The 19,044-nt window shown below is 51.5% G+C and carries 21 protein-coding genes; 12 read left to right on the forward strand and 9 right to left on the reverse strand.

Annotated elements, in window-relative coordinates:
• Positions 1 to 61 precede the first annotated feature (61 nt).
• A complete protein-coding gene (locus tag N5923_RS19850) occupies positions 62 to 865 on the reverse strand; it encodes a class I SAM-dependent methyltransferase (RefSeq protein ID WP_267141847.1) in 804 nt (267 codons plus the stop codon).
• A 365-nt stretch (positions 866 to 1,230) separates the two neighbouring features.
• On the opposite strand from N5923_RS19850, the gene N5923_RS19855 reads away from it, so the two are divergent.
• From N5923_RS19855 to N5923_RS19870, 4 genes are all read left to right on the forward strand, one after another.
• Positions 1,231 to 4,560: a DEAD/DEAH box helicase gene (locus N5923_RS19855; protein WP_267145262.1), complete on the forward strand. Its 3,330-nt coding sequence runs from the start codon at positions 1,231 to 1,233 to the stop codon at positions 4,558 to 4,560.
• A gap of 53 nt (positions 4,561 to 4,613) precedes the next feature.
• Positions 4,614 to 5,168 (forward strand): hypothetical protein, encoded by a 555-nt coding sequence (locus tag N5923_RS19860; RefSeq protein WP_267141845.1) that lies wholly within the window; start codon positions 4,614 to 4,616, stop codon positions 5,166 to 5,168.
• Positions 5,169 to 5,441: 273 nt separating this feature from the next.
• On the forward strand, positions 5,442 to 5,609 hold the full coding sequence (locus N5923_RS19865) for a hypothetical protein (RefSeq protein WP_267141875.1): 168 nt from the start codon (positions 5,442 to 5,444) through the stop codon (positions 5,607 to 5,609).
• A complete protein-coding gene (locus N5923_RS19870) occupies positions 5,584 to 5,739 on the forward strand; it encodes a hypothetical protein (protein ID WP_267141877.1) in 156 nt (51 codons plus the stop codon). The genes N5923_RS19865 and N5923_RS19870 overlap by 26 nt, the downstream gene beginning before the upstream one ends.
• A gap of 289 nt (positions 5,740 to 6,028) precedes the next feature.
• Here the strand turns inward: N5923_RS19870 and N5923_RS19875 are convergent, their stop codons facing one another.
• From N5923_RS19875 to N5923_RS19890, 4 genes are all read right to left on the reverse strand, one after another.
• Positions 6,029 to 6,424, reverse strand: coding sequence for a YkvA family protein (locus tag N5923_RS19875; RefSeq protein WP_267141844.1), 396 nt, complete (start codon positions 6,422 to 6,424; stop codon positions 6,029 to 6,031).
• 177 nt (positions 6,425 to 6,601) lie between these two features.
• Positions 6,602 to 7,651, reverse strand: coding sequence for a metallophosphoesterase (locus tag N5923_RS19880; protein ID WP_267141843.1), 1,050 nt, complete (start codon positions 7,649 to 7,651; stop codon positions 6,602 to 6,604).
• A gap of 38 nt (positions 7,652 to 7,689) precedes the next feature.
• Positions 7,690 to 8,253 carry an RNA polymerase sigma factor gene (locus N5923_RS19885; RefSeq protein WP_267141842.1) on the reverse strand — a complete coding sequence of 188 codons (564 nt, stop codon included), beginning with the start codon at positions 8,251 to 8,253 and terminating at the stop codon, positions 7,690 to 7,692.
• Positions 8,253 to 8,606, reverse strand: coding sequence for a hypothetical protein (locus tag N5923_RS19890; protein ID WP_267141841.1), 354 nt, complete (start codon positions 8,604 to 8,606; stop codon positions 8,253 to 8,255). Before N5923_RS19890 ends, N5923_RS19885 begins: the two co-directional genes overlap by 1 nt.
• A 160-nt stretch (positions 8,607 to 8,766) precedes the next feature.
• On the opposite strand from N5923_RS19890, the gene rluF reads away from it, so the two are divergent.
• Positions 8,767 to 9,639: a 23S rRNA pseudouridine(2604) synthase RluF gene (gene rluF / locus N5923_RS19895; RefSeq protein ID WP_267141840.1), complete on the forward strand. Its 873-nt coding sequence runs from the start codon at positions 8,767 to 8,769 to the stop codon at positions 9,637 to 9,639.
• Here the strand turns inward: rluF and nadS are convergent.
• Both nadS and N5923_RS19905 read right to left on the reverse strand, forming a co-directional pair.
• Positions 9,636 to 9,923, reverse strand: coding sequence for a NadS family protein (nadS, locus tag N5923_RS19900; protein WP_267141839.1), 288 nt, complete (start codon positions 9,921 to 9,923; stop codon positions 9,636 to 9,638). The two genes, rluF and nadS, sit on opposite strands and share 4 nt — an antisense overlap.
• A 58-nt stretch (positions 9,924 to 9,981) precedes the next feature.
• A complete protein-coding gene (locus N5923_RS19905) occupies positions 9,982 to 10,260 on the reverse strand; it encodes a hypothetical protein (RefSeq protein WP_456119821.1) in 279 nt (92 codons plus the stop codon).
• A 400-nt stretch (positions 10,261 to 10,660) separates the two neighbouring features.
• On the opposite strand from N5923_RS19905, the gene N5923_RS19910 reads away from it, so the two are divergent.
• Both N5923_RS19910 and N5923_RS19915 read left to right on the forward strand, forming a co-directional pair.
• Positions 10,661 to 12,046 carry a diaminobutyrate--2-oxoglutarate transaminase gene (locus tag N5923_RS19910; protein ID WP_267141838.1) on the forward strand — a complete coding sequence of 462 codons (1,386 nt, stop codon included), beginning with the start codon at positions 10,661 to 10,663 and terminating at the stop codon, positions 12,044 to 12,046.
• A gap of 14 nt (positions 12,047 to 12,060) precedes the next feature.
• Positions 12,061 to 13,533 (forward strand): pyridoxal phosphate-dependent decarboxylase family protein, encoded by a 1,473-nt coding sequence (locus N5923_RS19915; protein ID WP_267141837.1) that lies wholly within the window; start codon positions 12,061 to 12,063, stop codon positions 13,531 to 13,533.
• Between the two features lie 201 nt (positions 13,534 to 13,734).
• Here the strand turns inward: N5923_RS19915 and N5923_RS19920 are convergent, their stop codons facing one another.
• Positions 13,735 to 14,118: an ArsR/SmtB family transcription factor gene (locus N5923_RS19920; protein ID WP_267141836.1), complete on the reverse strand. Its 384-nt coding sequence runs from the start codon at positions 14,116 to 14,118 to the stop codon at positions 13,735 to 13,737.
• Positions 14,119 to 14,802 carry a peroxiredoxin gene (locus tag N5923_RS19925; RefSeq protein ID WP_267141835.1) on the reverse strand — a complete coding sequence of 228 codons (684 nt, stop codon included), beginning with the start codon at positions 14,800 to 14,802 and terminating at the stop codon, positions 14,119 to 14,121.
• Between the two features lie 228 nt (positions 14,803 to 15,030).
• On the opposite strand from N5923_RS19925, the gene N5923_RS19930 reads away from it, so the two are divergent.
• The 5 genes from N5923_RS19930 to N5923_RS19950 are packed head-to-tail and all read left to right on the forward strand — an operon-like array spanning position 15,031 to position 19,026.
• Positions 15,031 to 15,951, forward strand: coding sequence for a dihydrodipicolinate synthase family protein (locus tag N5923_RS19930; RefSeq protein ID WP_267141834.1), 921 nt, complete (start codon positions 15,031 to 15,033; stop codon positions 15,949 to 15,951).
• On the forward strand, positions 15,938 to 16,372 hold the full coding sequence (locus N5923_RS19935; RefSeq protein ID WP_267141833.1) for a GlcG/HbpS family heme-binding protein: 435 nt from the start codon (positions 15,938 to 15,940) through the stop codon (positions 16,370 to 16,372). The genes N5923_RS19930 and N5923_RS19935 overlap by 14 nt, the downstream gene beginning before the upstream one ends.
• The gene (locus N5923_RS19940; RefSeq protein ID WP_267141832.1) at positions 16,369 to 17,205 is read left to right on the forward strand and encodes an ABC transporter ATP-binding protein; all 837 of its coding nucleotides are present in this window, start codon (positions 16,369 to 16,371) and stop codon (positions 17,203 to 17,205) included. Before N5923_RS19935 ends, N5923_RS19940 begins: the two co-directional genes overlap by 4 nt.
• Positions 17,198 to 17,962 carry an ABC transporter permease gene (locus N5923_RS19945; protein ID WP_267141831.1) on the forward strand — a complete coding sequence of 255 codons (765 nt, stop codon included), beginning with the start codon at positions 17,198 to 17,200 and terminating at the stop codon, positions 17,960 to 17,962. Before N5923_RS19940 ends, N5923_RS19945 begins: the two co-directional genes overlap by 8 nt.
• Before the next feature lie 29 nt (positions 17,963 to 17,991).
• Positions 17,992 to 19,026, forward strand: coding sequence for an ABC transporter substrate-binding protein (locus N5923_RS19950; RefSeq protein ID WP_267141830.1), 1,035 nt, complete (start codon positions 17,992 to 17,994; stop codon positions 19,024 to 19,026).
• Positions 19,027 to 19,044 lie beyond the last annotated feature (18 nt).

Genomic DNA, 19,044 nt, shown 5'->3' on the forward strand with positions numbered 1-19,044 from the left:
TACTGCTTAATAAAGCTGAAAGGTAAATTGATCCCGCATTAACTGCGGGATCATACAGCGGCTACGACGGCCTGACCGAACATGTCGCCATAAACGTCGGCATATACCCATCAATAATAAAGCGCGGGTTCGGCTGATGAACCTCATCAAAGCCAACCAGTATTAAGCCCGCAGCCAGTTGTCCGCCTATTTGTGCGGCAAGCGTATGGCTAAATACCAGCGCTTCGTTTTTCTGCTGTTTACGCGCAAGTTCCTCCGCATCCAGGTCTGAAATATCGGCATAGGGCAAAGCAAAACGTGGTTTCAACAGACCTTTTGCCGCCAGTTCGGGATCGCGATCAAAGATGAACACCACCGGATTATAAAAGCTGCTGAGCAGTTTCCCGCCCGGGCGAAGCACGCGGAAACACTCATGCCATACGCGGCGGATATCCGGAACGTAAAGGTTTGATATCGGATGAAAAATCAGATCAAATGCTTCATCCGGGAAAGCCGAGAGATCCTGCATATCACCTGATACGGTTTGCAGCGTCAGGCCATCGCGTTTAGCGACAAACTCATCTAAAGCCAGCTGCTCGCGTGACGCGTCCAGCACCACAACATTAGCGCCAGCAGCAGCGAGCACCGGCGCCTGTTGTCCGCCGGAAGCCGCCAGGCAAAGAATGCGCAAGCCACGAACATCCGGCAACCAGCCCGCTGGAAGTTCACCTGGCGTGAGTTGTACACGCCAGTGTCCGTTGCGGGCAGCCTGGATGGTTTTTGCCGATACCGGGCTCGACCAGTCACATTTTTCACGCGCCAGGCGATCCCACACAGTTTGATTGTGCAGGTAGATATCCGTTGTTGATAAAGGGAATTTCGTCATTGTCTATCCTCAGTCATTGGGAAACTGCCAGATAGCAACGCGCGGAAAGCATGTCATAGCTAAACTACCGGACAGATTCCGGTAGCAGCCCAGCATCAATGATGAACGACAATGCGCGTTTACTCTTAGCAGATAAGTAAGCAGTAACGACACATTAGTTGTTCATTTCGCTGTGAACCTCAAAGGGGGATTTAGGGGAAGAGCAGGAATTATAGCCGAACTTTATTCCCGTCTCCAGATCAGATATGGTTCAGGAATCATGCTGATATCCTCCCTGGATAGTGGTTCAGACTCGATACCCCTGGGTGTGGTTAAGCACTGCTGTTTGCAATAAATCATGCAGCAGATCGACAACGGAGGTTTATGTGACTCAACAACACCTGCAGGTGCAAAAAATTTTTCCTTTCTGGGGAGCTGTCGAAGCGTTAACTACACAGCAACTCGACAAAGACAATCCTGATGATATGTTGCACCCGGCATATAAAATTGAATTTGGCGGTGTTTTACCCTGGGATAATGTGAGGCATATACGTAAACCGCTTGCCTTTAAAAAGGTCTGGCGCTACACGGTTCAATGCGGTGTTTATGATCTCTCCTCACTCTCTGAGCAGCTTGAAAATAAGATTGGGGCGCATGGCGAGGTTTTTGAAGACAGGGCAAATGGCAAAAGCCGCCTGTTTGATATCAGCTTCAACGAACTTGGGATACCGCAATTCGAGTCCTTTATGTTATCACTGCCCGTATGGTCTGCCGGGCAAATTCTGCAACACGATCACGGCGTTATTTCTCTGGAACAAAGTATCCCCGCTGATTTATCTGGTTTACCTGCACCTGGCGACACCATCCCTCTGGTCGACAGTGGTTTTTCTGATTTCGATCAGTTAACCCGCCACTTTATGCAATGGGTCGCTGATGAAGCCTTTCATTTACAGAAACAGCAACAAAAAGCTGATTTGCCCTGGATGATAACTCTGGCGGAGAGGGTGCTTGAAAAAACGCGGTTCCCGCACTCAGTGATGGATTCCAGGCTTGTCTGTCTTGTTAAATGTACTCAGGTTAAAGCACCAAAACCGGTCGGGGATAGCGGGCCTGGCAATAAGATCAGCACACCTCGATCAGGAGATAAACCGGAAGAGGGTGAAAAAAAATCTTCCGTGGCCGCCGCGCCTGATGATTTATTAAACAGCTTTTTTATTCAGGAGTTACGCCAGCTTGGCGCGGCCTGGGCGCGAAAAGATGTTGGCCCGGGATTCTCTGAGTATATGAGTGCGATCTCAGAACCTGAGAGGCCGCGTGTCGATATCCGCTCCTCAGACGGTTTGAGTTTTGCATTCCAAAGACTGCTGCCAGCACAGGCACCAGCGGGGGCGTGGCCATCCCAATATCCACTGGCATTCAGCCAGCAGTTGGCTGTGAATGAGATCTGGCGTCGCAACGCTGACCAGGCAGGGATTTTTGCCGTTAATGGACCACCGGGCACCGGCAAAACCACACTCCTGCGTGATGTGGTTGCCGCGGTGGTGACGCAACGGGCAACAGGGTTGATTAGCCATATCAATGAGGCTTTCTCAGCCAAAAAAGCAATCAAGCTCGGCGATAGCTGGATTCCATATTATCAGCTTCATGCGGCGATAAAGGGGTCAGCCATTGTCGTCGCCTCGGCTAATAACGGCGCGGTGGAGAACATATCACTTGAGCTGCCGGGAGAAGAGGCCGTTCCCGCCAGTGTGTCTGGCCAAAGTGATTATTTTACCGATCTGGTTTCTGAGCTGATCGGTAAACCCGGTTGGGGCCTGTTGGCGGCAAGACTGGGCAATAAAGGTAACAGGGATGAGTTTATGAAGATTTTCTGGTGGCGTAAGCCCGAGGAAAACAAAAATGACACCTCATTACCACCCGACACTTTTACGCCAGGGCGCGGAGAGGGACTTGCTTACCACCTCAGAATGATAAGAGACGGAGCAAGAGCGCCAGCGATGCCGTGGTGTGAAGCGGTCGCGCGTTTTCAAAAAGCACAGCAGCGTGAAGATGCCAGCCGCCAGCAATTGATCGCATACTCAGGGTTGGATGAGCAGCTAACGGCACTGCGTCGCGGTATTAACGAAACGACAGAGGCACGCGATCTTATTAATACCCGAGTCAGCCAGGCTCGCAAGGATTTATCAGCACTGGATGCCGGGGTCCTGCAATTAGCGGATATTTGCCAGGATTGGCTGGGTCAGCTCAACGCGGTTGAACAACGTCTGCATCAGCATGAATCTAACAAACCAGGACTGCTGGCCGGGCTGGCAACCCTGGGTCGCTCGCATCGGGAATGGTGGGATCGATATCACCGCCTGACGCTTGAGTGTGATTCAATCCGGGATGACGTTGCCCCACAACAGAAAGCGTTGACGTCGATAAAAATAAAGCAGGCTGATACGTTTAAAACAGTCTCAGCGCTGGAACTGGAATTGCAACAGGCTGATAGTTCCGTTGTTAAAACGCGCGAAAGTCTCAATGCCGCAGAGATCCTGCTGGATCAAGCAAAATCAGCGATGGGTGATTTTTGGCCAGACCCATTTGCCTCTGATGATGTGAGAGAAAAGTCAGCCCCATGGGCGCATGAAGACTGGCGCAAGGCCAGGGAAGCCCTGTTTCTGGCCGCACTGGATGTTCACAGATCCTTTATTGAGACTCATCCAAACGAGATTCTTAGCAATATTAATCTGGTAAGTGACTGGCTGCAGGGTAAGAACATGCCAGACGAGCAGGCTGCATTAGCGCTTGATTCCCTGACGCTTATCGTTCCCGTAATTTCAACGACTTTTGCCTCTATTCCACGCATGTTTAAAAAGATTGGCCGGGAAGCGATTGGCTGGTTACTGATTGATGAGGCTGGTCAGGCGCTGCCGCAGCAGGCTGCGGGAGCCATATGGCGTGCGGCCAGAACGGTTGTGGTCGGCGATCCTAAACAGCTTGAGCCGGTAAGCGGCATTCCTGCGATAGTAGAGGGCGCACTTGCACAGCACTATGGTGTTCCCCCCTCCTGGTGGCCGGGAGAAATTTCGGCGCAGGTTCTTGCTGACCAGACGATGAATCTGGGAACCTGTCTCCCTGATCCTGATAAAGGGCCGGTCTGGGTTGGTTGTCCATTACGCGTTCATCGGCGCTGTGATGACCCAATGTTCACTGTCAGTAATAAAGTTGCTTACGATGGTTTGATGGTTCACGGTAAACAGCAAACTGCCACGCCATTACCCAAAAGCAGCTGGATAGATGTTGTGGGTAAGGAGTGTGAGGGAAACTGGGTTATTGAAGAAGGAGAGGCGGTAGAAAAACTACTGCTCGACCTGCGAGATATTCATCATGTTCTGCCAGAAAATATTTTCCTGATTTCTCCTTTCAGAGATTGTGCCAGAAAGCTAAGAACGCTCGCTTCCCGACTTGAGTTTGATACCCAGAAAACCGGCACCGTACATACCACTCAGGGTAAAGAAGCCAGCGTGGTGGTATTAGTTTTGGGGGGCAATCTGCAGAAACCGGGCGCCAGGGCGTGGGCGGCCAGCCGACCTAATCTGTTAAATGTCGCGGTGAGCAGGGCCAAACAACGTTTGTATGTCATTGGCGATCGCGCTCAATGGCAAAAACAGCGCTATTTCTCAACGCTGGCGAAAGATTTACCCGTGGAAGCATCCGCTGACGGAAAGCGATAAACGGGTGAAACCGTTGTTGAATGATTTATTTTACTGTTTTGAGAAGGTCATAAATGATGGAAAAAGAAATAACTTCTGCGCTGATTACTGCGCTTGCTGCTTTTCTGGGCACAGGAATTGCTTCTTATGTTGCTTTTTTGTCAGTAAAAAAACAAACAAAACAAGCAATGAAAACATTATCAGCTTCGCACAGGGCTGAGATCATCAGGCGCCAACTAAACGCACTTGAAACTATTTGGAGCATATTTGATGCGACTTCCCGTTCAGGAGGTAATGGAAGAATAATCCAGAAAGATGGGGATAAAATTTTCCTGTCAATATCTAACACCAGGCAATTCATTGATCTTCTTGAAAAAACTTTTAACAGCAAAAGTGGGTTATATTTATCAGAAAGATGCCGGAGAAATTTATTTGATTTCAGGTCTTACCTGACAACAATTATTAATAAAAACGTTGAAAATAATGGACTAGTCGATTTCAATGAAAAAAAACTCAAGGATTTTTACGATAAGCGTCGTTATCTCAGGCTAATTATAAGGAAGGAGGTTGGTTCTCTTGATCTTAAATTAACAAGCGAAGAAATATCCAGATATGAAGAACCTGCATAATCAACCACGCTCCTTATCCTGAGATGTTACAGAAAAAATCACAGATTAAAGGGCAGGGAACCGCCCTTTATTTGACGCTTCTGCGTAAATTCTGATGCACTGGGATGCTGCTAAAAACTCAGAATTCACACAGCGCGATCAGTGGGTATTAATCCTTATTGTTCAATTAGATAGATATATCGAGGCATTTTGCCTGATTCAACAGAGCTGTTGCCGTCAATCCAGGAGCTGGAAATCCGTCTGCATCAGACTGCGACACGCAGTGATGCCGGAATGGTGGATAAATTGATGCATAGGGATTTTGTCGAGATTGGCCGCTTGGGTCAGAGTTACACACGGGAGCAAATCTTGACGGCGTTGGAATGTCCTCAGTCAGAAACAGAGGCCAGCGATTTCGCATTAGCGATGATTGCTGATGGCATGGCATTTACTCACGTATAAAAGTTTTCAGCAGAACAGCGCAGAAGTGATCAACAAGCGAACGCTACGCTTATCAATCTGGATGATGTCAGAAGAAGAAAGCTGGCAGATGCGTTTTCATCAGGGAACTAAGCAGGCAAATCATCCGTGATAAAACAGACCATCAGAAGACAGGAGAGAAGGTTAGCAGGATTCCGGTAGCACGGTTCGTATACTGATATTCAATTTAACATAATATACATTATGCGCACCAAGGTCACGATACGTGAAATCTGATGTTTATCCGCAGCCTGAGGTTCTGCTTAAATCACCCATTACTCTGCGCCAGCCCAGCCATGCCTCTGACAGCCGGGATCTTCAGCCATCATTTGACGCAATGTTGTTAGCCGGCGAATTGCTCTTTCAGTCCTCCTCCTCTGTGTAGCTTAACCAACTGCGGCTTACTTGCAAAAAAAGGCTCTGGTCAGGAGAATGCTGCCCGCGATCCAGATGGCAATAAACACGGCTGCGGTCACACGACTTACGGGCCTTTCGGCGATCTGTGAGGCAGTTTTCCGATGCTGGTCCATTATCTCTGGCGGAATCAGTCGAACAACCAGCATGATTCCGAGCGGCACAAGGATCAGGTCATCAAGATAGCCGATCACCGGAATAAAGTCAGGGATAAGGTCAATCGGTGACACTGCATAGGCAGCAACAATCAAAGCGAGCAACTTGGCGTACCATGGTGTACCCGGGTCGCGGCCAGCAAGCCATACGGCGTGCACATCACGCTTGATATTACGCGCCCATTGCTTTGCTCTTCCTGTTATTGTGCGATCTCTGGTGTCTGGCATCTGTGCATTTCCTTAAGTGAACAGGTAATGTGCTCTAAAATGAATGTATAAGGGCAATTAAAATGATCTCACTGCCCTTATCTCTTCAGCAACCCGGCTAGCCGATATCGGCCTGCAGTGCGCCTGTCTAATGCACCCACTTGCTGATTTAGAACTCTATTTTTTCTTCTTACTAAATCAGTGCCATCCAGCAGCGGGCCAGGCTGACTGGCGTCTTGCCCTGGTGCACATCATCGTCACGGGCGGCGAGAACGCCGCCCCTGCATAAGAGCGAAGAGTGTTGCTGGGGAGCTGTTCAGTGAAAAACATCAGCAATCGCTTGACGCTTAACAGTGAATCTACAAGTTTTTTAGTTTTAAGGTAATGATCGAGTAGCATCACCGCCGCATCCTGTGGCGCGCCTGCCAGCGCTTTACCTAAATCCGGGCCGGGAAAACCTGAGCGCGGCGCCGACATATCCGTCACCCCTGCCAGCACCAGGCTCTCTCCACGCCGCTCAATTACCGTATGGCTATTGATCAGCGGTTTCATTCCCAGTGAGTCAAGGTGCTCGGTCCATGCCTGTTGTTCAAAGAAATATTCGTGATTGCCGGTGATCGCAAACACACCATCTGGCGCACGCAGCCCGCGCAGCGGATCGACGTCCCCTTTCCTGTTTGCCAGCGTGCCATCAATCACATCGCCGGTGATCACGATAAGGTCAACACTCAGGGCATTTGCCTGTTTGACCAGACGCGTTGTCCATAATCGGTTAAACAGCTTGCTGATATGTAAATCAGTCAGCTGCAACAGCTGATAGCCCTCAAACTGATGCGACAGGTTTTTGACTTCGATAATAATGTCTTTAACCGGCGGTACGCGTATTGCCTGATAAACCCCAAATGCCGCCAGCAGCAGCGCCGCAATACCCGCCACATAGCGAACAAAAGGCACAATCTCCAGCGGATGCTGCAACAGCATGGCGATAAGCATCACCACGTCGAGCAGTAGCTGGGAAATGGCGATAAATAACACCGCACTGAACGCCCAGTTAAACAGGATAATGACGATTCTCGGCATCTCCGGCGACATCGCGCTGCCAGATGAAAACTTGCTGAACAACAGATATTGCGAGGAGAGCAGCATCAGTAACGAGATCACAACTTTTACCGCTGGCGGCCACGGCAACGGGCCAATAAAGCGCACGATGGCATACCAGCTGGGCAGGCTAAAAATCAGATGGAACATTATTCTGTTTCCCGGAAATTAAGTTATACGCCGGGCATTCAGGTGTCGATCAACGCATCATAAAGCACCTGAAGCCGCAGTCGCAAAAACAGCACCGCCTGGTGCTTACGTGATAACAGGGTTTCAACCGCAGTCCCTGTTTCATCGGCGAGTTGCTTAAAGGAATAGCCCTGAAGTTCTGTCTTTTCAAACGCTTCACGCTGTGCCAGCGGCATATCCGCCAGTGCCTGCTCCAGCTCCTGCCAGACCAGCTGACTTAAATAGTGATCCTCAGCGCTGTTTTGCGGATTCAGCAATATCTCACCCAGCTCATCCCCCGCTGGCCACTGTTTATCCAGCATGTCGGATAGCAGCAGTTCACGCTTTTTACGCGACCGGTCAATCAGCTCATTACGGGCAGCGCGATAGAGCCACGCGGCGACCTGTTCAACAGGATGCAGATAACTATCGGCTTTAATCAACTGATAGCTGATCTCCTGATAAACATCCTCTGCATCAGCAAGACTCGCGGTGCGCCTGGCAATAAACGCCCGCAGCCGTTTCTGGCAGCCACGCAGAGCAGCGATCAGATCAAGGTTCCGCTCCGTCGCTATTTTAGCCATTATGCCTGGCCACCCTCGTCGCTGCGTGATTCAGCGTCCCGATCCTTGCGACTACAGCATCCATGCCAGCGCCCTCTGCCACGCTGCTTGATAAATGCCTCACGCTCCTCGGGGCTCATCGCCATCCAGTGTTCACGTAGTTCCCGGCGGTGACGACCAAACAGGCCATGGCCGCGGAAACCGCCGAACAGGATTTTACTGAGGATCAGTAATCCCAGCGCCTGGAAAAAACCGATGCTTTTTACGCCAAAGATAGCCGGCAACAGCGCATTCCACAGCAACATCACCAGGGTTGTCACCGCGATAACCGCCACGGCAATCATAAGCACTATTTTAAATTTACGATTTTTCATTTTGTCCACTCTATGTTGTTTGGCTACAGAGGTAGACGAATCAGCGTTAAAAATATTTGCGGCGGAATGCATTTTTTTTACTGAGACGTGCAACGACGTTCGCGGCCAGACTTCGCAATCGCTGCGCGCTAAGGTATAGTCCGCATTTTACGGAGGAACCATGCTGACCAACACATCCATTCGCCTTAACAAATATATTAGCGAGAGCGGTATCTGCTCGCGCCGTGATGCCGATCGTTACATCGAACAGGGAAATGTTTTTATCAACGGCAAACGTGCCACGGTGGGTATTCAGGTCTCTCCTGGCGATGTGGTGAAGGTTAATGGTCAGCTTATCGAGCCGCGTGACGAAGAAGATCTGGTGCTGATCGCGCTGAATAAGCCGGTTGGCATTATCAGCACTACGGAAGAGGGTGAACAGGATAACATTGTTAATTTTGTTAACCACAGCAAGCGCGTCTTCCCTATCGGCCGTCTGGATAAAGAGTCGCAGGGACTGATTTTCCTGACCAATCACGGCGATCTGGTCAACAAAATCCTGCGCGCCGGCAACGATCATGAAAAAGAGTATGTGGTGACCGTCAACAAGCCAGTGACCGACGAGTTTATTGTCGGCCTGGGGGCTGGTGTGCCGATGCTCGGCACGGTGACCAAAAAATGCAAAGTAAAGAAAGAAGCGACCTTTGTGTTTCGCATCACGCTGGTACAGGGGCTTAACCGTCAGATTCGTCGCATGTGTAAGCACTTTGGCTATGAAGTGACTAAGCTTGAACGCACGCGAATCATGAACGTCAATCTGAAGGGGTTGCCGCAGGGTGAATGGCGCGATCTGACCGACGATGAACTGATTGAGTTATTTAAACTGATTGAAAACTCCTCCTCCGAGGAAAAACCGGTGAAAAAAGCCCCGGTTAAAGCTGCCGCCGCGAAAAAACCGGCGGTCAGCGGGCCAAAAAACAGCGAAAAATCAGATGGTAATTCGGCTTCGCGCAAGCGCTTTAACCAGCCCGGGCGTAAGAAAAAGGGGCGTTAAGCCTCACGTAATACCTGAACAAAATCAGGCTTTCGTTCAAGTACTTTGAGTAGCTTCAACGCTGCTCCGGATGGACTTCTCCGCCCTTGTTCCCATGCCTGGACCAGAGCGGAGCTTACGCCAATCAGTATTGCGAAGTCATCCTGCTTCATGTGAGTCCTGGCCCTGATAGCTTTAACATCCGGCACCGCGTAACGCGTTACTCTGGCTGGCTCTTTTCTACCCTGACTGATCTCAACAGCTTCATCGACTGACGCCATAAGCTCATTAAAGAAATCACTCATAATTTACCGCCTTTCAATTTGTGTATGGCTTCTTTGAGTGCATTCTTTTCTGCCCCCGTTAAGCTGTCTTTTCGGTTCTTTGGATAAGCCATGAATAGCCATATCCTGCCGTCAGTTTCCTGAAAATAATAGATATTGCGAATGCCTCCGCTCTGCCCTTTATTTTTTCAGCAACAGCGAACCGAACCTTACGACAGCCACCAGTGCCTTTAATCACATCTCCAGCTTTGGGGTTCACTAAAAGCATTTCCTGAAATTTAAGATACTCTTCATCCTCAAGTAACGCCTCTATCTGTCGGGTAAAGATTGAGGTTTCTATAAACTCATAGTATTCCATTACGTGAATCTTCCTTGTTAGATGCCTGAATTTTACTCGTACAAGGTAAGACTTACAACCATGTAAAAAACATGGTTAATACAGGTTTGGTTCCATATAAAGATATTAAAAAAGATGAATTCTCGCGCCATCTGGCAGTAAAAACTACCCTGTTTTACCCCCTCGCTTCCTCCGCGCCGCACTTATTAATCGCCATGTAACAGAGTTATGGCAATATCATCGATTACAAAATCACCAACACTATGATTTATATGACAAAATCATAAACAAATTTAAACAAAATTAGTTATTGAGTCGCAGGGCAAAAAGCCATATATTGGCCGCGCTTTTTCATACTGTAGTTAACTTATTCATTTAATTATTCAACTGTGGCGTTAAAGCCCATGGTTGTAGGAGAGATATGATGACGGATAAAGTCCGTATTGATACTTTAGATGCGAATTCATTACATGGAAACAATGAAACCTATTTAGCGCGTCAGGCTGAATTTGAATCGAATGTCAGGAGTTATCCGCGCAAATTGCCGTTAGCAATTGCCAAAGCTCAGGGCGTTTGGATTACTGATGTTGAGAATAATCAATATCTTGATTGCCTGGCTGGCGCCGGTACGCTGGCGCTTGGTCATAATCATCCTGATGTTCTGCAAAGCATTCAAAATGTCATTACCAGCGGCTTGCCGTTACATACACTTGATCTGACTACGCCGTTAAAAGACAAGTTCTCCGAGTACCTGCTCTCTTTACTGCCAGGCGAAGGTAAAGAGTACTGCCTGCAGTTTACCGGTCCATCCGGTGCTGATGCGGTGGAAGCCGCGATCAAACTGGCGAAAAAGCACACCGGCCGTACCGGCGTGATCAGCTTCTCCGGTGGTTATCATGGCATGACCCACGGCGCGCTGGCGGTTACCGGCAACCTGTCTCCAAAAGAAGCCATCAATGGCATTATGCCGGAAGTGCAGTTTATGCCTTATCCGCATCTGTACCGCTGCCCGCTGGGTATCGGCGGTGAAGCTGGCGTTAAAGCATTAACTTACTATTTCGAAAACCTGATCAATGACGTTGAAAGCGGCGTGCGCAAACCTGCGGCGGTGATTCTGGAAGCGGTTCAGGGTGAAGGCGGTGTCAACCCGGCGCCGGCGGAATGGTTGCAGAAAATCCGTAAAGTGACGCAGGAACACGGCATTCTGCTGATTATCGACGAAGTTCAGGCAGGCTTTGCCCGTACTGGCAAATTCTTTGCTTTTGAGCACGCCGGTATTCAGCCAGATATTATCGTTATGTCGAAAGCGGTTGGTGGTGGTCTGCCACTGGCGGTTCTGGGCATCAAAAAACAGTTCGACGCCTGGGAACCTGGCCATCATACCGGCACTTTCCGTGGCAACCAGCTGGCGATGGCCACCGGCCTGACCACGCTGCAGTACCTGAAAGACAACCAGATTGCTGAGAAAGTCGCTGCCCAGGGTGAATGGCTGAAGGCCAGACTGGCAGAACTGCAGCAACGTTACCCGGTAATTGGCAACGTGCGCGGTCTGGGCTTAATGATCGGTATTGAGATGGTTAAACCTGACGAAGCGCAGGATCATATGGGTTGTCACCCGGCTGATGGTCAGTTATCCGCATTGCTGCAGAAAAAATGCTTTGAATCCGGTCTGATTCTTGAACGTGGCGGACGCCATGGCAGCGTATTACGCCTGCTGCCGTCCCTGCTGATTACTCATGAAGAATTAGCCATTTTCCTCGATAAATTTGAAAACGCCCTGCTTTCCGCTGGCGTCAAACCAGTTTGAGTGGAGTGAATTCGATGTCCAGGTTAAACCCGATTCTGGCGGCTTCAGCGCAAAGTACTGAGGCCTACCAGCAGGCGATTGCCCAGAGTAGCGAAGCCGTCGTGCAGTGGCTGCAACAGCCCGAGATGTATCAGGGCAAAACGGTTGCTGAACTGCGTGAGCGCATTACGCTGGACTTTAATCCTCAGGGTCTGGGCAACCAGGCGGCGATTGAACGTGCGATTGAATACTTTTTAAAAGACAGCCTGTCGGTGCATCACCCGCAGTGCGTTGCGCATCTGCACTGCCCGAGCCTGGTGGTTAGCCAGGCCGCTGAAGTGCTGATTAACGCCACTAACCAGAGTATGGACTCCTGGGATCAAAGCCCGTCAGCCACCATCATTGAGATGAAGCTGATTGAATGGCTGCGTACCCAGGTGGGTTATCAGCCTGGCGATGCTGGCGTGTTCACCAGTGGCGGCACCCAGAGCAATCTGATGGGTCTGATGCTGGCGCGTGATGCCTTCTTTGCGCGTCAGGGACACTCAATCCAGCAAGATGGCCTGGTCGGTAATCTGCGCAAGATTAAAGTGTTATGTTCTGAAAATGCCCATTTCTCAGTGCAGAAGAACATGGCTTTACTTGGCCTTGGTTATCAGTCGGTTACGCTGGTGAAAACCGATCGCTTTGCACGCATGGATCTGAACGATTTAGCCGAAAAAGTGGCGCTGGCGCAGGCCAATGGCGAGCAGATTCTGGCGATTGTGGCGACCGCAGGCACCACTGATGCCGGCGCCATCGATCCGCTGCGCGCCATCGCCACGCTGGCGGCGCAACATCAGATCTGGGTGCATGTGGATGCTGCCTGGGGTGGCGCATTGCTGCTGTCAGAGAAGTATCGCGACTATCTGGATGGTATTGAATTAGTGGATTCAATTACTCTGGACTTCCACAAACAGTTCTTCCAGACCATCAGTTGTGGCGCTTTCCTGTTAAAAGAAGAGCGTCACTATGAGCTGATGCGTTATCAGGCCGCTTACCTGAACTCCGAGTTTGACGAAGCGCAGGGCGTGCCAAACCTTGTATCGAAATCACTGCAGACCACCCGCCGTTTTGATGCGTTAAAACTGTGGATGGGACTGGAAGCGTTAGGCCAGCAGCAGTACGCCGCGATCATCGATCATGGCGTTACTCTGGCCCAACAGGTTGCGCACTATGTTACTGAGCAGGCGTCGCTGGAGCTGGTTATGCAGCCACAGCTCGCCAGCGTGCTGTTCCGCTATCGCCCGCACCAGCTGGCGAACAGCGGTGATGCGGCAGTCGCATTGCACAACCAGCAGATTGGCGATGCGCTGCTGGAATCCGGTCGCGCCAATGTTGGGGTAACCGAGTTTAATGGCATCACCTGCCTGAAACTGACGTTACTGAACCCGACAGTGACGCTGGAGGATATTAAAGTCCTGCTGGCGCTGGTTGAGACCACCGCGCAACAGCTGCTGACCGCGTAACTCCCTGCTCAGACCACGTAGAAAGCCGATAACAATAACTGTTATCGGCTTTTTTTATGCCTGCCGTCCGTTGCTAATCAACCATAACTCCTGCTGATCCCGTTGCTGCAACAGCGCCTTTTCCCACGCCAGATACTGACGCGCCGCTGTGACGATCAGGGTATAAAACAGCAAGTCGATGCGCTCTTTTCCCGGCGGTGGCTAATGTTTTTCTGCCGGAAAGGTGACGGTAGCGAAAACCAGTTCATCGCCCTGCCCTGGGCGCTCGATTTTCTCTTCTGTATATGATGCCGCTGGTGCGTTAGCCGCCGCGTGATCGCCCCTGAGCAGTCCGCTTAACGCCATCACTAACTGCTGTGGCATGCCTTTGCTGATGGCATAGGTCACCGATTTCGCTTCGCGGTTTGACCATACCAGACCCGCCTCACGCAGCACCGCAAGGTGCTGTGAAAGATTCGGCTGTTTGATCTGCAGCTTCTCTTCCAGCTCCGATACGGTTTGTGGCTGCTGAAACAGGATCAGCGCCACATTTAGTCTGATCGGATGGCCCAGCAAACGCAGCAATGCCGCCATATCCTCAATCATTTACGGCTCCTTGCTATTCAGCGGGTTGCTACAGGTTTTGTAATACCAGTCCGGCGCGCTGCTGTCTTCAAGACGCGCCCGCGCGCCCTCTATCGTGCGCGGCGGCGGTACAATCGTATCCTCGCCGGGTTGCCACTCAGCAGGCGTATAGAACGGTACTTCGTAGCTCAGTTTTATCGCTTCAAGCTGGCGCAGCAACTCCTGCACGGATCGTCCGGTGGAGATCGGATACCAGCTAATGGCGCGAATAATCCCTTCCGGGTCAATCAGAAATACCCCTCTTACCGTACCCGATGAGTGGGAGTTGCGCGGCAACATGCCGAAGGCTCTGGCCACTTCCATTGACGGATCTTCAATCAGCGGAAATGGAATATCGACTGCAAAATTCACTTTGATGCTGTTCAGCCATGCCAGATGTGAGTAAAGCCCGTCGATGGAAAGCCCAAGCAGCTGGCAGTTAAGCGCCTCAAAGCGTGGAGCTGCGCGGGCAAAAGCGATCAGCTCACTGGTGCACACCGGCGTGAAATCCGCCGGATGGGAAAACAGCATAACCCACCGCCCCCGATAGGCATTCAGGCTGATATCACCATGGGTGGAACGTGCGACAAAGTTGGGCGCTTCTTCATACAGAAACGGCGGTGCGTTGCAGGCTGGCGCTGCGCTTTCAGACTCTCTCTGCGACATATATTCCCTGTTGGCATAACAATTTATATATTCAATATTTCATATATGACATACAAATTCCACCGTAAATAACGCATTTGATATGCGTTATCCTGCATAGAAAATCAGTTTTTGATGGTTTGAATCTGCGTATTAGCCAGTAATATTGGCTTAACAGTGCGATAACATGCGTTAAAGCATAAGTTTTTTATCCTGATATAGCGTAACGGTTAACTGACAAGGTTTATCATGCATAACAACGTCCCCGACCTGATTGTTCCGCCGCTTACCCCTTTTGATGCGCAATTGCGTATTGATGAAACCTTGCTGCAACACCAGGTTAATTATGTGGTGGAACAGTGTGACGCCACTTTAGTTATCGCGGCCGGTGTCGAGGCGCAGGAGTACAGCTGTCTGACGCTGGAACAGCGCAAATGGCTGATCGCCAAAACCATTGAATTTGTTGACGGTCGGCGCCCGGTGGTGGCGGGGATTTCACACCCCTCTTTTAAAGTCGCGCTGGAGCTGGCCGATTACGCCGGCGCACAAGGGGCGCAGGCAGTGCAGATTCTGGCACCATTGCGCCCGTTTGGCGGCGCGCCTGCTACCGGCGACCTGGTTAACTATTTTACGCATATTACGCGGGAAACCAGTCTGCCCGTGATGCTGTATCTCAATGCCGGCCCCGGGGCTGATGTTTCACTGGAAGCCACCATCGAACTGGCCCGGCTCGACGGCATTCACTACATCAAAGAGAGTTCCCGTGACCTGTCCCGCGTTTCACGCCTGATCCAGCAAATTGATAAAGCGGGACTGGCGCACTATTACACCACCATGCAGATGCTGCTGATCACCCTTGAGCTGGGCGGTTCCGGCGCCACCATGCCGCCACCGGCGGCAGCGCTGGGGCGGAAGCTGATCAATGCCTGGCAGCAAGGCGATATGGCGCTGGCGCGTCATCTTCAGTCGCAGTTTGCGCTGTTTCCCGCCCAGTGGATGAAATATGGCCTGACGCCAGTGATGAAAGCCGCGATGCAGTGGCTGGGGGTAACCGCCGGAGAGCCGTACCCGCCTTACGCTTCGCTATCCGCGCAGGATCGTGAAGTGCTGGAAAACTATTTACGCACCACCGACTTAACCCATCAGGAGAGACCCCATGTTAAATATTAAACGCCTGTCCGTTGACGAGGCCGATACCCTGGTTGAAGGCGCGCTGATTTCATCACGGGAACTGAAGATCCCGATGTGTATCGCGGTAACCGATGAGTCAGGGCATCTGATCAGTTTTCGCCGGATGGATGGCGGCAAAATCACCAGTATTTCTATTGCGGTGGATAAAGCCTTTACCGCGGCGACAGCGCGTAAACCTACCCATGTTTATAACCAGTTATGTGTCTCCGGCCAGCCCACTTTTGGGATACATATCACCAATAACGGCCATTTCTCGATTATTGGCGGTGGCCTGCCGGTAACCGTTGACGGTGAGATTGTCGCAGGCATCGGTATCAGTTCCGGCACCGCGGAAGAGGATCGGGTGGTGGCGGAAGCCGCGCTGGCCCACTTCTATCAAACCTTACGGTATGCGCCATGAGCAGTGCCCATGCTCAGCTTGCTGAGGTCGTTCCGCTGGTAAAGCATTGCGTGCTGAAAGTTGAGGCGCTGGATTACCGCGTTAGTTCGCCACGCCACGACACGCCACAGTACATCCTGAAACAGCTACAACTTGAGGTGAATGATCAGGAGTTTGTCAGCATTGTTGGCCCCAGCGGATGTGGTAAAAGCACCCTGCTCAATTTTATCGCTGGCCTGACGGAAATTCAGTCCGGGCAGATTACGCTGGCGAATACCCCTTCCGGCGCGTTACCACACCTTGGTTATATGTTCCAGCAGCATGGTTTGCTGCCCTGGCGCAGCGTGCGCGATAACGTGGCGCTGGGGCTGGAGATTGCCGCTACCGATAAAATGCAAATCCGTGACCGCGTCACGCAAATCATTGCCGAGATGGGACTGGCGGGTTATGAAGACCATTTTCCTTCCCAGCTTTCCGGTGGCATGTGCCAGCGCGTGTCGCTGGCGCGTACGCTGATTACCAATCCCGACATTATCCTGATGGATGAGCCTTTTGGCGCGCTGGATGCGCAGACGCGCATTTTTATCCAGGAGATGTTTAACGCCTGGCGTGAAGCCCATCAGAAAACGGTGCTGTTTGTTACCCACGACCTGGCTGAAGCCATTTTCCTCTCTGACCGTATTGTGGTGATGGGTACTCGTCCCGGTCGGGTGGTGGCGGAGTATCAGATCAACCTGCCCCGGCCACGCGACTTTGACAGCCTGCGCGCCTCAGCGCCGTTTAATACGCTGCTCAATCAAATCTGGCGTGATATCAAAACCCAGACGCTTAACGGGGGCGCAGCAGATGAGTGACAAACGCAAAATACACCTGATCCAGCTGCTGATTCTGATCGGCGGTCTGACGCTGTGGGAATCCGGCGCCACGCTCGGCCTGTTTAACCCTTTCTGGACCAGCAGTCCGCGTCTGCTGGCGCAGGCGTTAGGTGAATCGCTGATGCAAAACAGCATCAGCTATCATCTCGGCGTCACCCTGCTTGAAGCGCTGAGCGGGCTGCTGGCCGGTAGTGTCTGCGGTGTGCTGCTGGGATTGCTGCTGGGTATGAGTCGTCTGACCGGCGCGGCGCTCGAGCCGTTTATTATCGCGCTAAACAGTCTGCCACGTGTGGCGCTGGCGCCGCTGATTGTGATGTTTGTCGGTATCGGTTTTAGTTCCAAGTTCCTGCTGGCCTTCTCGCTGGTCATCGTGCCGATGATGATTAACACCTGGGAAGGGATTAAAGCCGTCGATCCGATTCAGCTGAACCTGATGAAAGTGATGCGCGCTAACCGCTGGCAGCTGTTCAGCAAAGTGTTACTGCCCAACTGCGTGCCCTGGCTGTTTTCCGGGCTGCGCATTTCACTCTCCTTCGCCATTATCGGCGCGATTGTCGGGGAGTTTATCTCCGCCCGCGCCGGTATCGGCTACATGATGGATGAAGCAGCTGGCGGTTTTGACACCACCGGCATGCTGATGCCGCTGTTTGTCCTGATGTTAGTTTCCTTTGCCCTTGACCGGCTAATCCTGGCGCTATCCCGACACTACTTACACTGGCGGCAACCTGCCCGCTAAACCTTTACTGGCTTTTATACGGAGTAATGATGAAACGTTTTTTACCCACAAAGCAACATAAGTTACTGGCCAGTGCCGCGCTGTTAATCAGCAGTCTGATCGTGAGTCAGGGTGCGGTGGCGGAAGAGCTGCATATTGGCGTCTCCAACCGCTCGCTTCTGGGGCTGCCGATTCTGGTAGCCAAAGAGAAAGGTTTTTTTGCTCAGCAGGGACTGGATGTCTCCATTGATTACTTTGCCGGTGGCGTACCGGCCACCGCCGCGTTGATTGGCGGTTCGGTGCAGTTTATCGACGCCGCCTTTGAAAACAATCTTAAGGCGGTAAAAAAAGGCCAGCAGATTGTCAGCGTCGCCAATTTACAGACCGACTTTGCCGGGGCAGTGATTGTGCGCAAGGAGAGCGTGAAGTCACTGGGACGCGCGCCAACCGTGAAGGATCTGCAAGGGCTGCGTGTCGGCACGCTGGCGCGCGGCGGCTTTGCTGATGTCTCGATGCGCTATATTGCGGCAGATGCCGGACTGGACCCGGAAAAAGATCTTACGCTGATTCCGGTGCGTGGCGCAGACCGCCAGCTGACCGCAGGTGAAGCCGGTGAAATTGACGCGGCGTTTGTGATGGAGCCCTGGAACGTAATTGCAGTGGAAGGCGGCGATAAATGGCAGTACGTGCTCGATCTGACCAATGGCCAGGGGCCGGATGTCTTCCAGGGGCTGGGCTATACCACGCTGCAAACTACCCGCGAATATATCACTGAAAACCGTGAAACCAGCGAAAAAGTAGTAAATGCAATCGTGGCTTCGCTGCGCTACATCGTTGCGCCGGAAAATCTCGATGCGGTCGCTGAAGTGGCAAACAAGGAGTATGGCAATCCTGGTGTCGCTGTGGTGAAAAAATCCATTCAACGTCAGCTGCACACCTTTTCGCCGGTGCTGACCGAGAGCGCGCTGAATAAAACCGGTCATCTGTTGCTGGAGAGTCAGTCAATTAAAGCCCCGCTTCCGGCGTGGAAGGAGGTGGTAGATACCTCATTCACTCCGCTGTGGGACAGCTTTAAAGCCAACTGATAACTGAGGAGAGAGAAG

Origin of the sequence: Winslowiella arboricola, from assembly GCF_025527015.1 — a bacterium.
Taxonomy (GTDB): Bacteria; Pseudomonadota; Gammaproteobacteria; order Enterobacterales; family Enterobacteriaceae; genus Erwinia; species Erwinia arboricola.